This window comes from Streptomyces sp. NPDC007945, from assembly GCF_042958885.1.
GTDB lineage: Bacteria > Actinomycetota > Actinomycetes > Streptomycetales > Streptomycetaceae > Streptomyces.
The window spans coordinates 491,954-504,816 of record NZ_JBIBJV010000004.1; the positions used below are offsets into that span (position 1 = coordinate 491,954).

A 12,863-nucleotide genomic window follows, 5' to 3' on the forward strand; every position below is an offset into this window, starting at 1 on the left:
AAGCGCACAACTACGGGGGGAACGCATGGCGTTGCGTACACGTCGGTACGGTCTGCTCACCGCGGCCGTCACCACCGCGCTGCTGGCGGTGGCGTCGGGGACCGAAGCCGCGGCCGTGGAGTGGCGACCGCGACCGGGCATGGTCTACCTGTCCGACATGCCCAAGGACGGAACGACCTGGTACGGGCTCCCGGCCGTGCGCGGCTGGAACACCATGACGGCCTGCTCCGGGTTCTGGCCCCAGGGCCAGGCGCCCGAGGTGAACGTGTGGAGTCGTGAGGTGGCCACGTCCGAGACCGCGGCCGGTGTGCAGAACACCGTGGTCTTCGAGACGGAGGCCGAGGCGATCGCCTTCGCGACCCGCGCCCGCCAGGCGTACGCCGACTGCCCGCGCGACTACGAGGGCCCCGACACCCTCGTCACCGGGTACGACTACGGGACCGTGAACGTGGAGGAGGGCGCCGCCGTCCTCGGCATGCGCACCCAGGCCGCCTGGGACAGCGGCATCTACCACAACCACCTGTTCGGCGTGGGACGTGACGGTGACACCGTCACCCTCATCGAGTGGCAGAGCAACTGGAGCGCCCCGCCGGTCGACCACTTCAAGAACACCACGGTGAAGAACGTGGTCAACCGTCTGTACTGAGAACCACCACGGGTCCGTCGGCGGAGGCCGCCCACCCGGCCCCGGGGTCCGCCGGGGTCGAGGTGGGCCGGTCGGGCGCGGAAGGCGCCCCGGGGCGTCGGGAGGCCGGGATCACGGGGTGCCGACACGTTGCTGACCGGCCCGCTCCGCCTCGCTCTCCACGAGCAGGGAGAGGAGGGAGGCCAGCGGCAGTCCGGCTTCCGCCGGGTGACGCAGCGCCTTGCCCGGTTCTATGCGGTACGTGTTCGTCCGCCCTTCTCGCGTGTGGGAGAGGTAGCCGTCCTGTTCGAGGTCGGCGATGATCCGCGACACGGCGCGCTCGGTCAGCCGGCAACGGGCGGCGATCTCACGGATGCGGGCGTTCGGGTTGTCCGCGATGGCGGCCAGTACGCGGGCGTGGTTCGTGACGAACGTCCATCCGGTGTGGGATTCAGGGACTCCAAGCATGGTCCGTGATTTTACGCGACCCAACTTGCCAGAACGAGAATGCATGACATAAATTTCCTGCATTCGACGTCTCGCTTCCCTCTCGTGGAGGGATCACCGGAGGGGGCCCAGGTATGCCTTGGGACGATGTTGCCGCCGTCGAACTCCTCTCGGAGCCCGGAGACGAGCCGCCGACGGGGGAGGCGGCCGAGGAACCGGGTCCGCAGGACGCGGTACTCCGATACGAATACCGGGGCGCACAGGTCGTGGAGGCCCGCGGCGACTACGACATGCACTCCCTCGGACCTCTGAGCGACGCCCTGAACGCGGCGGCCGCCACGCACCCGAAGGTGATCCTGGACGCCTCGGGGGTCACCTTCGCGGACTCGTCCTTCCTGAATCTGATGATCCTGGCCCACCGGACGGGGAAGCTGCGCGTCGCGGCACCCTCGACACAGGTCCGGCGCCTGTGCGCGATCACCGGTGTCGAGGACGTCCTGGAGATCCGGGACACGCTCTCCGACGCCGCCGCCACGTAGCACCGCACCGTGGGCCGCCCTCGCCGGATCGCCCGACGACCGAGGCGCCGCATTCCGGTGGTGGAGTCCGTCCGCCTCCCGTTGCCCCCGGACACCGGTTCTCCGCCGTCGTTCGGCCTCCCCGCGCCGCTCTGACCTGCGAGGTGTGCATTCGGGCCGAGAGGAGAGGATGGTGGTCGGTACCGGACCGATCCGGGTTACCGTCGGCGTCCCACCTTCCCGCCGACGGCGATGTCGCCTCGAAACCAGGCTTCGACGCCTGGAATCCCGCGGAGGCCAGCGGGTGCACCTTGCCGAAGGGCTCTGCTCACGGATCGAGGCGCATCCCCGTGATACCCGACCGACACCAGGACGACCGAACCCCTGTCCGTCTGCACCTCGTCGACGGCGCACCCGCCTGGCGCCCCGCCCGAGGCGACGCCCTCGTCCGCTACGCCCCCTGCGGCAGCCCGACCACGGCCCTCCTGCTGCTGAGCGGCGACTTCGACGCCGACACCGTTCCCTGCCTGCGCGAAGCCCTCGACGCCGTGCGCACCCCGCAGATCGAGCTGGTGCTGCTGGACCTGGCAGGCGTGAGGTTCGGCGACTCCGCGCTCGTCCATGAACTGACCGACACCCGGTTCCGCCCGCAGCGGCACGTCCTCATGGGCCCCCTCACCCGGCAGGTCGCCTGCCTGCTCGACGTCACCGGCACCCGGGACATCCTCGACATCACGCTCGACGACGCCTCCTGAGGACCGGCGCCCGGACCCCGCGTACGACACGTCAGACTCGGTCTCGCCGTAATTGTTCGACCGAGCGGGAACCCCGGGGCGGGTGCCGGACACGAAGAGGACATGGAACTGAACGACGTCGGTCTCGCTGCGCCGGCCGAGGCGATACCCGACCGGGAGTTGTGGGCGGCGGCCGTCGACGGCGACCGGGAGGCGTTCGGCCGGATCTTCGACCGTCACGCGAAGGCCGTGTACAACCACCTCTTCCGCCGAACCGCCGACTGGGCGGAGGCCGAAGACCTCACGTCGACGGTCTTCCTGCACGCGTGGCGGCGGCGGTCGGAGGTCGTCCTCGACCGCGATTCGGCCTTGCCGTGGCTGCTGGGTGTCGCCGACGGCCTGTGGGCGAACACCCGGCGGAGACTGCGACGGGCCGAGGCCCTCTTCCGGCGACTCGTCTCCCATGACGAACCGGTACGCGATCACGCGGACCGCGTCGCCGCGCGGGTCGACGACGAGCACCGCATGTCGCAGCTCCACCGGGCGTTGGCCCGGCTACCGCGGCACGAGCGCGACGTCGTCGAGCTGTGCGTGTGGTCAGGTCTGGATCACCAGGCGGCCGCCGTCGCCCTGGGGATCGCGGTCGGCACCGTCAAGTCCCGCCTGCACCGGGCGCGCCGCAGACTGGGCGCCGAGCTGGTCGACACGGGCGCGGTGGCGGCGCCGTTCGGTTCCACCCGTCCCGTCCCCACGGAGGAAGTCGCACGATGAACGACAACCAGGGCATTCCCGCGGCTCCTTCTGATCGTGACCTGCCGGACCACCGGCGGATGCGAGAGGAGCTACTGATGAAGATCGGCACACAGAGCGGCCGGAAGGGCCCCGAGTACCGCGCACCCCTGCGACGCGGCTGGCTCGTGCCGGCGGGCGCCGCCGCGGGCGTGGCGGCGGTGGGCGTGGCGGCCGTCGCCGTCTTCGGCCCGGGCGCGGAGGCCCAGCCGCCCCTCGGAGGCGCTGCCGGGAACCCGACCCGCGCCGCCGAGGCGCCGAACCCCCGCCCCACGGGCGGCACCGACCGGCCCCGGCCCACGGCCGACGGGCAGTCCGACGCCTTCTCGCTCACCAGCGCCAGGACGACGCCCATCGACGCGCCCACGGTGGCGAAGATCCTGCGGACCTGCCTCGGCGCGGACGCCTCGCGATACGAGGCGGTCGTCGCGGTACGGGCCCCCCTCGCCTCGCCCGACCGCGACGGCCTGGTCGTCGCGGTCGACTCCGCGGGCAAGTACGTGCAGTGCCACTCGAAGGGCTCCAAGGGCACCAGTCAGAACGTCCCGCCCACGTTCATCAACGACCGGCTCTGGGGGACCGGACGGCTCGTCGAGTACTTCGACTCGCTGGGCGAGCTCGCCGGCAAGGACCAGTACCTCATGACCGGAGCCGGCCACTACACCTCCGACGTCGCCAGGATCACCATCAGTTTCGGGGACCAGAAGAAGGAGTACCCGGCGGTGATGGCCGGCGGAGCGTTCGCCTACGCCGCCGCTCTCACCCCCGACACCCCTCCCGGCCCCCGCTACGTCGGCCCGTCCCCCTACGTCCACGCCTACGACGCGGCGGGGAAGAAGATCTACGACCAGCTGACGGACCCGCAGTTCGCCGACCAGCCGTAGCCGGCGGGGCCGACGGCCCGGCTCCGACGCTCACCGTCACCGGCCTGGACCGAGCCGCCGGCGCCCCGCGACGGGTCCGGGTCCGGCCTCGCCTGAGCGGCCACGTCACGGCGGGAGGGCGGAGGCGTGGGCCCCGGGCTCTCAGGGGTCAGAAGGCGTACCGCACGCGCAGCCAGGGGGCATGGGACCCGATCAGGCGGGACAGCGCCTCGACGGCCTCGCGCTTGACCGCGTTGCGGTAGCGGACGTTCAGGGCGCCGTTCTCGGACCTCTTGACCTGCTGGAGGTCCGGCTGCCACAGGACGTCCTCGGCGCGGGGGTGCCAGCCCAGGTTGACGCCGTGCAGGTCCTCGTTGTGGGTGAGCATGATGATCTCCGCCGCGGCCTGCTCCTTCACCCGTGGCGGGAGCACGTCGTCCATCATCCGCAGCAGCTCGGCCCAGGCATCCCGCCAGCCCGGGCGGATCACCACGGGGGAGAGGTTGAAGTGCACCTCGTAGCCGGCGTCGAGGAAGTCCGCGGCGGCCTCGATCCGGGCGGGGACGGGGCTGGTCCGGATGTCGAGGAGGCGGGAGTCGTCCGGCGGCATGAGGGAGAACCGGATCCGGGTGCGGCCCCGCGGATCGAGCCGCAGGAGGTCCGGGTTGACCAGCTTGGTCGCGAAGGACGCCTTGGCCGTGGGCCAGTGCCGGAAGGCGTGGACGAGGTCGGCGGTGTTGTCGCTGATCAGGTCGTCCACCGAGCAGTCGCCGTTCTCCCCGATGTCGTAGACCCAGGCCCGCTCGTCGCACTGGTTGGGTTCCGTCTTGGGTCCGGCGGCGGCGATGTGCCGGCGGAGGGCGCCGAGCACCCGGTCGACGTTGGTGAAGACGGTGATCGGATTGGCGAAGCCCTTCCGGCGCGGGACGTAGCAGTACGCGCAGGCCATCGCGCATCCGTTGGAGAGGCCCGGGGCGATCCAGTCGGCGGACCTCCCGTTGGGGCGGACGGTGAGGGACCCGCGTTCGCCCAGGACCAGGGTCTCCCGCTTGATCCGCACCCAGCGCCGTACGTTCCCCTCGTTGCCGTGCAGGTGCGGGATGCGCCAGTGGGAGTCCGTCTCGACGAGCCTGGCTCCGGGGAAGCGGGCGATGATCTGCCGGCCCCGCCAGGACGCGGCCGCGGCGGGCTCCGCGTGGATCTCCGTCACCCGCAGCAGCCGACGGCCCTCCGGACCGTCCCGGAAGAGCCCGGCCTCCGGCTCGCCCCCGGCCGCGGCCATGAGGTCGTCCATGCCGAACAGTCCCTCGGCCCCGTCACCGGGCTCGGCCCCGGGACGCCGTCCCATGTTCACGCGACTCCGTCTCGTCGACGCCCCGTACATGCCGGGGCGTTTTGCCCCAGTCTAGGGACCGGGCCGGGGGAAGGACGCCCGGGCATCCGCGTCACCGGTTCCTGCCCGACCACGCCGGATCCCACGGCAAGCACGCCGGCCGCCTGCCGCGGCCCACGCAGGGGCTCGCGGCGACCGCACCCCCGCTGCCGGGTCGGTCTTCCGGCCGAGACCGGGGGTCGTACTGTTGCGGGCATGACGATCAGCCGCCCGGGACTCCCCGAGGACCTTCCGCCCGCCGGCACGCTGTGGGCACGCTGGGCCCTGGTGGCCGCCTTCGGCACGACGGCGGCGACGGAGGAGCGGCCGAGCGCGCACCGCACCGGCCACTGGGTCCACGACGACGGCCTGCACCGGGACGACGGCGGCTGCACCTGGTGGGTGCTCTCCCGCAGGGGCGAGGGCCGCTACGTGCTGTACGGCGAGGACGAGTCCAGCACCACGAGATGGCACCGGCCTCCCGTCGACGTCCTCGCGGGCGGTCCCGCGTGGCTGCCCTGGGACGAACTGAACGACCGGCTGTCCGGCGACGAACTCGGCTGCGTCTACTGGTACGAGGAGGGAGCCTGGGCCCGCGCCCCCTACCCGGACGGCCTCGACGACGACGGCCTGGACTGCGGCATGAGCGAGCTGACCGACCGCGCCGGGGCGGCGCGGCTCCTCGCCGAACGACTCGCGTCGGCGGACGGGGGCCCTGACGCCGAAGCGGTCCTCGCCGAGGTCGAGTCCCTGGCCGGGGCGGGGCGGCCGCTCCAGGAGGTCCAAGCGCTGCTGGCGCGGGTGCGCGACCCGGACGGCGGCGAGCCGGACCCGTCCGCCGTGGCCCGAGCCCTGGCGCGCGCGGGCCTGACGGACGGGGTCGTCATCGTCTGACGCCGTCACCGCCTGATCCTGCCGTCACCGCCTGATGCCTGCCGTCACCGCCTGGTGCCTGCCGTCACCGTCCGCCGCCGTCTCCGGTCGGCGCCGGTGCCGGGCCGGTGACGGGCAGACGCCGGGGTCGGGGCCGGGGACCCGTCGGGGCCGAGACGGGGCAGACGCGGGGGGCGTGACCGGACCGGGTGACGAGTACCGGCCACCCCGTCGTGAGGACCGCCCGTCGGCCCGGTGTCTGCGAGGGGCGCCAGCGGGCACACGGGGTGCATGACCGTTCACAAGACGAGCGTCCTCGTGCTCGACAGCACCGACCCCGAGCCCCTCGCCCGCTTCTACGCCACCCTGCTCGACGGTACCGTCGAACCCGGTGGCGCCGACCACGACCTGCTGCTGATCTCCGGCGCGGACGGCGTCCTCCTCGGCATCCACCGCGATCCCGGCCACGCTCCACCGAGCTGGCCCCGACCGGAGGACTCCCAGCAGTCCCACCTGTGGATCTTCGTCGCCCCCGAAGCGCTCGACGAGGCCGAACGCGAGGCGGTCTCCCTGGGCGCCCACCCCGTGACCGCCGAACACAACGGCAGCCGGATGGACCGCCGTACCGATGTGCGCCGCTTCATGGACCCGGCAGGGCACGCCTTCGTGCTCGCCGCGCGCAACGCCTCACCCTGACCGGGGCGGACGCGGTCACGCCGCCCGAGCCGGCGAGCCCTGCTCCACGAGGTCGAGGACCGGGTCAGAGGAGGCGCCGCAGACCCTCGACGAGGAGGAAGACCCCGAACGCGGCGAGGGGGAGCGCCACCCAGAGCTTGAAGGTGATCACGCCGGTGCGCTCGGCCTTCCACGGCTGTTCGGGGTCGTAGCGCACCGGTATGCGGGAGCCGACCTTGGGACCGGGGAAGGTGGCCGCGGAACTGGTGACGTCGAACGTCCGGCCGTCCTCGGTGGTGAGACGGAAGACCGCCGAGCGCCGCACCCGTCCGGGGTGCGACGAGGTGTTCGCCCGCTCCACGACCAGCGCGGTCGTGTCGACCAGACGTCGACGCCCGCGCAGATGCTCCACCGTCTCCGCGAGAACGGCCCACGTCATGTAGGCCCCGGCCAGGACCGCGATCACCGCCTTGATCACACCCACGACCCCCCTCGTGCGAACGGCCTTGCAGAGACGTTCCGTTCACACGATAGAGGTGTGTCGCCGCATGGCGTCAGCCCGTCCGTCGACTTTCGGTCGCACCGCCGCCCTCACCCCGTGGGCCACGGGCCTACGGGCCGACCAGGGCGTCGATGCGGGCCAGCTCCTCGGCGTCGAATTCGAGGTTCCCGATGGCCGCCACGCTGTCGTCCAGCTGCCGGGTGCTGCTCGCTCCGATCAGGGCCGAGGTCACGCGGCCCGCGCGCAGCACCCACGCCAGGGCGAGTTGCGCCAGAGTCTGACCGCGCTGCTCGGCGAGGGCGTTCAGGGCGCGCAGCCGGGCCACCAGGTCCTCGGTGACGGCCTCCCGCCCCAGGAAGGGGCTGTCGCTCGCGGCCCGCGAGTCGTCGGGGACGCCGTTCAGGTAGCGCCCGGTGAGCAGTCCCTGTTCCAGCGGGGAGTAGGCGATGGAGCCGACGCGGAGTTCGTCGAGCGCGTCGAGCAGACCCTCGGTCTCGGGGCGCCGGTCGAGCATCGAGTAGCGCGGCTGGTGGATGAGCAGAGGGGTGCCCAGCTCGCCGAGGATGCGGGCGGCCTCACGGGTCTGGTCGGCCGAGTAGTTGGAGACGCCGACGTAGAGGGCCTTGCCCTGCTGGACGGCGGAGTGCAGGGCACCCATCGTCTCCTCAAGGGGGGTCTCCGGGTCGAAGCGGTGCGAGTAGAAGACGTCCACGTGATCCAGGCCCAGGCGGGTCAGGCTCTGGTCCAGCGACGACAGCAGGTACTTGCGCGACCCCCACTCGCCGTACGGGCCCGGCCACATCAGGTACCCGGCCTTGGTCGAGACGACGAGCTCGTCGCGGTGGGCCGCGAAGTCCGTTGTGAGGAGAGCGCCCAGGGCGGACTCGGCCGCGCCGGGCGGCGGCCCGTAGTTGTTCGCCAGGTCGAAGTGGGTGATCCCGAGGTCGAAGGCACGGCGCAGGATCGCGCGCCTGCTCTCGTCCGTGCGGTCGGGGCCGAAGTTGTGCCACAGGCCCAGCGACAGCGCGGGCAGCTTGAGGCCGCTGTTCCCGGCACGGCGGTAGGGCATGTGGGCGTATCGGTCGGGGTGTGCGGTGTACAACACGGCTCCAGGGGGTCTAGGGGTGCCGGCCGCCCGCGGGGCCGGGCCGGGTCCAATCTGCACCCGCCCCGCACCATCGGTCCAACAGGAGAATCCGATGGGATCCAGCGGCTACGCTTCTCAATCATGGAACTGCGCCACCTCCAGCACTTCGTCGCCGTGGCCGAGGAACGTCACTTCACCCGCGCCGCCGAACGGCTGATGGTGTCGCAGTCGGGCCTGTCCGCGTCCGTCCGGGCGCTGGAGAGGGAGCTGCGGGCCCCTTTGTTCCTGCGCACCACCCGCCAGGTGACCCTGACGGAAGCGGGCCGGGCGCTGCTGCGCGAGGCCGAGCGGATCCTCGCCCAGGTGCGGACCGCGCGCGAAGCGGTGGCGGCCGTGCAGGGGGTGCTGCGCGGAACGCTGGCGCTGGGCACCGAGCAGTGCGTGGCCGGCGTGTACGCGGCCGGGCTGCTGGCCGCGTTCCGCCGGCTCCACCCGGACGTGGAGATCCGGCTGCGCCAGTCCGGCTCCCTCGACCTGGCCGAGGAGGTCTCCGGCGGTCGCCTCGACCTGGCCTTCGCCTACCGCGCGCAGTCCCGCGACGACTCCGACCGGCTGCGCGCGGTGCCGCTCGCCACGGAGCCCATGACCCTGCTGTGCCACCCCGCGCACCCGCTCGCGACGGTCGGGGCGCCCGTAGCGCCCGACGACCTCGCCGGGGAGGTGTTCGTCGACTTCCACCCCGACTGGGGTCCGCGGCGGGCCACCGACGCCGCCTTCGCCGCCTCGGGCGTACGGCGCACGGTGGCCCTGGAGGTCAACGACGTCCACACCCTGCTCGACCTGGTCGACGAGAACCTGGGAGTGGCGGCCGTGCCGCGGCACTTCCGGCAGAAGCGCGAGACCCTGCGGGCCCTGCCGGTGAAGGGAGTGGGCGCCACCGTCTACGAGACGGTGGCGCTGCTGCCGCCCCCGCACGCCACCAGCCCCGCCGCCCGCGCCCTGATGGCGCTCCTCGAACGCCCCGACGCCGAGCCGTCCTGGTAACGGGCGGTTCGCGCAACGGGCCGTAAGCGCAACGGGCCGTTCGCGCAACGGGCCGTTCGGGACGCGGGCCGGTCCCGGGGGCCCGCCGCCCCGCCGACCCGCAGACCCCGCCGCTCCACCGCCGCCGGAAGCGGCGTCGCCCGCCGTGGACCACACTCGTAGGAGATGGGCCGACGTGCCCGGCGCGAGGGCCGAGGGGAGTGTGGCCGGCATGCTGGAGGTCCCGATCTGGCTGTGGGTGGCGTTCGCCGCGACCGTGGTGGTGTCCCTCGCGGTCGACCTGCTCGCCCACCGCACCGCCCACGTGATCGGTTTCAAGGAGGCCGCCGCGTGGAGCGGTCTGTGGGTGGGGCTCGCGCTCGTCTTCGGCGCGGTCGTCTTCCTCGTCCTGGGGACGACCGCGGGGACGGAGTACACGACGGCGTGGCTGCTGGAGAAGAGCCTGTCGGTCGACAACCTGTTCGTCTTCGCGGTGATCTTCGCCTACTTCAAGGTGCCCCGGGCCTACCAGCACCGGGTACTGTTCTTCGGCGTCATGGGCGCGCTGGTCTTCCGCGGGGTCTTCCTCTCCCTCGGCGTGGCCGTGGTCAGCCGCTTCACCGCCGTGCTGTTCGTCTTCGCGGCGGTGCTCTTCTACAGCGCCTACAAGCTCCTCAAGGACGAGGAGGAGAGCTTCGACCCGGGCAACAGCCTCGCCGTGCGGCTGCTCCGCAGGATCGTCCCGGTCCGGGACGAGTACGCCGGTGCGAAGTTCTTCGTCAAGGAGGCCGGCAGACGGGTGGCCACCCCGCTCCTGGCGGTGGTGGCCGCGATCGAGGCCGCCGACCTGATCTTCGCGGTCGACAGCGTCCCGGCCGTCCTCGCGGTCAGCGACGACGCCTTCATCGTCTACACCAGCAACGCGTTCGCCATCCTCGGCCTGAGGGCCCTGTACTTCATGCTCGCCGGGCTGCTGGACCGCTTCCATTACCTCGGCAAGGGCCTGGCGGTCATCCTCGCCTTCATCGCCGTCAAGCTGATCCTCCAGGCCTCCCACAAGATGATCAGCCCCGATGTGCCGGAGATCCCCTCGCCGGTCAGTCTGGCGGTGATCGTCGTCGTCCTGGCCGGTTCCGTCGCGCTCAGCATCCTGAGGCCCCCACCTCCGCCGCCGCCCCCACCTCCGCCCTCGGAGTCCACTGACCGGGACCCGTGACCCTCCCGCCCGCGTCCGCAGGGGCGCGAGGACTTTCCAACGGGCATATACGGGCATATCGTAAAGAAATGGTCAAGAAGAAGAACAAGGGTGACTCCTACGTCTGCCCGACCTGCCAGCGATCCGTGCCGATGAAGCTGCACCGGCACAAGACCCTCGGCGTGTTCGTCCCCGTCGCCGGCCCCGGCCCCTGCCAGAACCGCCACTGCCCCGACTACCGTCTGGACCCCAGCCCGTCGACCGCCCGGTGACCCGCACGGCACGTCGGGAGATGACGGCCCCCGACGCGGCCCCTCGGCCCGTCGGCGCGACGCGCCCGCCGAAGAGACGCGCCCGCCGGGGTGTCAGCTCGCGTCCGTGAGACTCCGGTCGAGGACGCCGGTGAGCCGCGCTCCCGCGCGGTCGGTCCCGCGCCGCTCCCGCCGCCCACCCGCGGAGGCCTTCTCCAGCCGGAGCCGCGCCGTGCGCCCCCGCAGGGTCAGCGTCATCAACTGGTTGCCGAACCACGGCCCGCCGGTGCGCTCCCACCGCACCGCCGGCCTCGCGACCCGCCCGTGGCGGGCCAAGAGGTGCCCGATCCCCTTGGCGAACCGGCTCCAACCGAAACGGAACGCGACCCGCATCGCCGCGGGCACCGAGTTGTGCAGCGGTGAGCAGGTGAACTGGAAGACGCGCGAGCGCGGCTGCCGCCCGGAGGTCCAGACGGGCTCCGCCACGTACGCGTGGTGGACGTCCCCGGAGAGCACGCACACCGTCGCCGGGGCCTCGTCGGCCCTCCCCACCCGGGCGACCGTCTCCGTCAGCCTCTCGAACGACGAGGTGAACGCCGCCCAGTGCTCCAGGTCCGCCCGTCGGCGCAGCCACTCGCCGAACCGCGCCCAGCGCGGCCCGTGTTCGCCCCGGCAGAGCGCCGCGTGCCAACCCTCCGCGAAGTGGACCATCGGCGGCAGCAGCCACGGCAGCGAGGTCCCGACCAGCAGGTGGTCCACGTCCCCGAGGCCGTCGAGCGCCTGAGCCCGCAGCCAGGCGGCCTCCTCGGCGTCCAGCATCGCCCGGCGCCGCTCCTCCAGCACCCGCGCGGCCCGGGTGTCCACCATCAGGAGCCGGGTGCGGCCGAAGTCCCTGCGGTAGCTCCAGCGCACCGTCGCCGGATCGGCGTCGGCACGCTCGGCGAAGGCGCGCAGCACCTCCGTGCCGTCGTCGGCCGCCCGGACCGCCGCGTACAGTTCGTCCTCCTCCAGCTCGGCGGGGGAGAGGTTCCCGAGGTGCTGGTAGACCCAGTACGACATGAGGCCGCCGGTGATCCGCTCGTGCCACCAGGCCGTCGCCCGCATGTCCGCGACCCAGGCGGCACTGGTGTTCCAGTCGTCGATGACGTCGTGGTCGTCGAAGATCATGCAACTGGGCACGGTCGACAGCAGCCAGCGCAGCTCGGGATCGCCCCAGGACTCGTCGTAGAGGCGGGTGTACTCCTCGTAGTCCGCGACCTGGTCCGGCGGGGCGGCGGAGCCGGTGCCACTCGCCTGCCGGTGCCGGGCGATCCAGGCACGGGTGTCGGCGGACGTCTCGTCCGCGTACACCTGGTCGCCCAGGAGGACGAGAACGTCCGGGCGCTCGGCGTCCGGGTCGGCGGCGAGCCGGGCCGAGAGGGTGTCGAGGACATCGGGGCCCACCGGATCGGACTTGCCCGCGGCAGGCGCCGCCCACCGGCACGACCCGAAGGCGACGACCACGTCGGCCGCCGGGACCGGGGGCGTGCGGATGGTGCTGGCCGGCTGGGAGGAGTCCGCGAGGGGCCACACCCGCTCGCCGTCGAGCAGCACCTCGTACGGGGTGACCGTCCCGGGGGCGAGCCCGGTCACGACCACCAGCGCGTAGTGGTGGCCGGCGACGCGGAACGTGGGCGTGGAACCGCCGGCGCCGCCCGGACACCGGACCTCCGCGGTGCACGCCCGGTCGGTCTCGACCCACACCGTCGCCTTCGTGCCCGACTCCCAGTCCACGTGCCGCAGGACTGGACCCAGCCTCAGACCGGCCACCGCGAGCCCCCTTCCCGTGCCCCGCGCGGTATGGAACCGTCCCTCCGTACGCTACTCGACCGCGCCGGAATCAGCGCCGCCGTCCCAGCCGGTTCCCGCC

General features: G+C 72.6%; 15 protein-coding genes. 10 read left to right on the forward strand and 5 right to left on the reverse strand.

Translation table 11 applies throughout. The annotated features are described in order from the left end of the window. Window positions 1-25 precede the first annotated feature (25 nt). Window positions 26-646: a hypothetical protein gene (locus ACFZCF_RS16345; protein ID WP_388449350.1), complete on the forward strand. Its 621-nt coding sequence runs from the start codon at window positions 26-28 to the stop codon at window positions 644-646. Window positions 647-757: 111 nt separating this feature from the next. On the opposite strand, the gene ACFZCF_RS16350 is transcribed toward ACFZCF_RS16345, so the two are convergent. Beyond that, window positions 758-1,093 (reverse strand): helix-turn-helix transcriptional regulator, encoded by a 336-nt coding sequence (locus ACFZCF_RS16350; RefSeq protein WP_388449349.1) that lies wholly within the window; start codon window positions 1,091-1,093, stop codon window positions 758-760. A gap of 113 nt (window positions 1,094-1,206) precedes the next feature. On the opposite strand from ACFZCF_RS16350, the gene ACFZCF_RS16355 reads away from it, so the two are divergent. The 4 genes from ACFZCF_RS16355 (at window position 1,207) to ACFZCF_RS16370 (ending at window position 3,997) form a co-directional block, all read left to right on the forward strand. After that, on the forward strand, window positions 1,207-1,611 hold the full coding sequence (locus tag ACFZCF_RS16355; protein WP_388449348.1) for an STAS domain-containing protein: 405 nt from the start codon (window positions 1,207-1,209) through the stop codon (window positions 1,609-1,611). Between the two features lie 329 nt (window positions 1,612-1,940). Beyond that, window positions 1,941-2,345: an STAS domain-containing protein gene (locus ACFZCF_RS16360; protein WP_388449347.1), complete on the forward strand. Its 405-nt coding sequence runs from the start codon at window positions 1,941-1,943 to the stop codon at window positions 2,343-2,345. A gap of 102 nt (window positions 2,346-2,447) precedes the next feature. Next, window positions 2,448-3,095 (forward strand): RNA polymerase sigma factor, encoded by a 648-nt coding sequence (locus ACFZCF_RS16365; protein WP_388449346.1) that lies wholly within the window; start codon window positions 2,448-2,450, stop codon window positions 3,093-3,095. A gap of 77 nt (window positions 3,096-3,172) precedes the next feature. Then, window positions 3,173-3,997 carry a hypothetical protein gene (locus ACFZCF_RS16370; protein WP_388449345.1) on the forward strand — a complete coding sequence of 275 codons (825 nt, stop codon included), beginning with the start codon at window positions 3,173-3,175 and terminating at the stop codon, window positions 3,995-3,997. Between the two features lie 148 nt (window positions 3,998-4,145). Here ACFZCF_RS16370 and ACFZCF_RS16375 read toward each other — a convergent pair whose 3' ends face one another. Continuing rightward, the gene (locus tag ACFZCF_RS16375) at window positions 4,146-5,324 is read right to left on the reverse strand and encodes a spore photoproduct lyase family protein (protein ID WP_391286979.1); all 1,179 of its coding nucleotides are present in this window, start codon (window positions 5,322-5,324) and stop codon (window positions 4,146-4,148) included. A 240-nt stretch (window positions 5,325-5,564) separates the two neighbouring features. Here ACFZCF_RS16375 and ACFZCF_RS16380 point away from each other — a divergent pair, with 240 nt between their 5' ends. Both ACFZCF_RS16380 and ACFZCF_RS16385 read left to right on the forward strand, forming a co-directional pair. After that, on the forward strand, window positions 5,565-6,242 hold the full coding sequence (locus ACFZCF_RS16380) for a hypothetical protein (RefSeq protein WP_391286980.1): 678 nt from the start codon (window positions 5,565-5,567) through the stop codon (window positions 6,240-6,242). A 270-nt stretch (window positions 6,243-6,512) separates the two neighbouring features. Further along, window positions 6,513-6,917 (forward strand): VOC family protein, encoded by a 405-nt coding sequence (locus tag ACFZCF_RS16385; protein ID WP_391286981.1) that lies wholly within the window; start codon window positions 6,513-6,515, stop codon window positions 6,915-6,917. Window positions 6,918-6,981: 64 nt separating this feature from the next. Here ACFZCF_RS16385 and ACFZCF_RS16390 read toward each other — a convergent pair whose 3' ends face one another. Together ACFZCF_RS16390 and mgrA are read right to left on the reverse strand one after the other, a co-directional pair. Further along, window positions 6,982-7,380: a DUF3592 domain-containing protein gene (locus ACFZCF_RS16390; protein WP_391286982.1), complete on the reverse strand. Its 399-nt coding sequence runs from the start codon at window positions 7,378-7,380 to the stop codon at window positions 6,982-6,984. Between the two features lie 127 nt (window positions 7,381-7,507). Beyond that, the gene (mgrA, locus tag ACFZCF_RS16395; protein ID WP_391287098.1) at window positions 7,508-8,500 is read right to left on the reverse strand and encodes an L-glyceraldehyde 3-phosphate reductase; all 993 of its coding nucleotides are present in this window, start codon (window positions 8,498-8,500) and stop codon (window positions 7,508-7,510) included. Window positions 8,501-8,626: 126 nt separating this feature from the next. Here mgrA and ACFZCF_RS16400 point away from each other — a divergent pair, with 126 nt between their 5' ends. From ACFZCF_RS16400 to ACFZCF_RS16410, 3 genes are all read left to right on the forward strand, one after another. Then, a complete protein-coding gene (locus ACFZCF_RS16400) occupies window positions 8,627-9,529 on the forward strand; it encodes a LysR substrate-binding domain-containing protein (RefSeq protein WP_391286983.1) in 903 nt (300 codons plus the stop codon). A gap of 211 nt (window positions 9,530-9,740) precedes the next feature. Then, entirely contained in the window at window positions 9,741-10,724 is a 984-nt protein-coding gene (locus ACFZCF_RS16405; RefSeq protein WP_391286984.1) for a TerC/Alx family metal homeostasis membrane protein, read from the forward strand. Between the two features lie 68 nt (window positions 10,725-10,792). Then, window positions 10,793-10,975: a hypothetical protein gene (locus ACFZCF_RS16410; protein WP_388449338.1), complete on the forward strand. Its 183-nt coding sequence runs from the start codon at window positions 10,793-10,795 to the stop codon at window positions 10,973-10,975. A gap of 93 nt (window positions 10,976-11,068) precedes the next feature. Here the strand turns inward: ACFZCF_RS16410 and ACFZCF_RS16415 are convergent, their stop codons facing one another. Continuing rightward, window positions 11,069-12,763 (reverse strand): alkaline phosphatase D family protein, encoded by a 1,695-nt coding sequence (locus ACFZCF_RS16415; RefSeq protein WP_391286985.1) that lies wholly within the window; start codon window positions 12,761-12,763, stop codon window positions 11,069-11,071. Window positions 12,764-12,863: the final 100 nt, after the last annotated feature.

What these genes read in the sequence shown, in the direction of transcription:
- ACFZCF_RS16370 (WP_388449345.1), top strand. Translation starts at nt 3,173, where the DNA reads ATGAAGATCGGCACACAGAGCGGCCGGAAGGGCCCCGAGTACCGCGCA.
- ACFZCF_RS16410 (WP_388449338.1), top strand. Translation starts at nt 10,793, where the DNA reads ATGGTCAAGAAGAAGAACAAGGGTGACTCCTACGTCTGCCCGACCTGC.
- ACFZCF_RS16375 (WP_391286979.1), bottom strand. Translation starts at nt 5,324, where the DNA reads ATGGGACGGCGTCCCGGGGCCGAGCCCGGTGACGGGGCCGAGGGACTG.
- ACFZCF_RS16385 (WP_391286981.1), top strand. Translation starts at nt 6,513, where the DNA reads ATGACCGTTCACAAGACGAGCGTCCTCGTGCTCGACAGCACCGACCCC.
- ACFZCF_RS16380 (WP_391286980.1), top strand. Translation starts at nt 5,565, where the DNA reads ATGACGATCAGCCGCCCGGGACTCCCCGAGGACCTTCCGCCCGCCGGC.
- ACFZCF_RS16350 (WP_388449349.1), bottom strand. Translation starts at nt 1,093, where the DNA reads ATGCTTGGAGTCCCTGAATCCCACACCGGATGGACGTTCGTCACGAAC.
- ACFZCF_RS16405 (WP_391286984.1), top strand. Translation starts at nt 9,741, where the DNA reads ATGCTGGAGGTCCCGATCTGGCTGTGGGTGGCGTTCGCCGCGACCGTG.
- ACFZCF_RS16365 (WP_388449346.1), top strand. Translation starts at nt 2,448, where the DNA reads ATGGAACTGAACGACGTCGGTCTCGCTGCGCCGGCCGAGGCGATACCC.
- ACFZCF_RS16355 (WP_388449348.1), top strand. Translation starts at nt 1,207, where the DNA reads ATGCCTTGGGACGATGTTGCCGCCGTCGAACTCCTCTCGGAGCCCGGA.
- ACFZCF_RS16400 (WP_391286983.1), top strand. Translation starts at nt 8,627, where the DNA reads ATGGAACTGCGCCACCTCCAGCACTTCGTCGCCGTGGCCGAGGAACGT.
- ACFZCF_RS16345 (WP_388449350.1), top strand. Translation starts at nt 26, where the DNA reads ATGGCGTTGCGTACACGTCGGTACGGTCTGCTCACCGCGGCCGTCACC.